The sequence below is a fragment of the Priestia sp. SIMBA_032 genome, assembly GCF_046535215.1.
Taxonomy (GTDB): domain Bacteria; phylum Bacillota; class Bacilli; order Bacillales; family Bacillaceae_H; genus Priestia; species Priestia aryabhattai.
Genome location: NZ_JAWRXD010001408.1, coordinates 1 through 242, shown reverse-complemented (window position 1 = coordinate 242; position 242 = coordinate 1). Strand labels below are relative to the sequence as shown.

Below are 242 nucleotides of genomic sequence, written 5' to 3'. Positions count from 1 at the left end.
CTGGATGGCCGCCACCATCTCCTCGAAGAACTGCCAGACCCGGAACGGCAGGAGGCCGCGCTTGTCCGGCTGCGTGTGCCCGAGGCGGGTGTAGTAGTCCTGCCATACGGAGACCGACACGTTGGCCGGATCGGCGACGCAGCGCTCCCGCAGCGTGGTCCCGTCCAGCGGCTCGTCGATGTCGGCGAAGTGAGTGGGATGCTCCGGCCCCGTCCGGAACGCGGTGTCAAGGCCTCCCTTCA

Annotated in this window: 1 protein-coding gene; it reads right to left on the bottom strand. The window is 68.6% G+C overall.

Annotated elements, in window-relative coordinates; all coding sequences use genetic code 11:
- On the bottom strand, positions 1–242 hold a 242-nt coding region (locus tag SB717_RS38945; RefSeq protein WP_410908615.1), incomplete at both ends, for a hypothetical protein.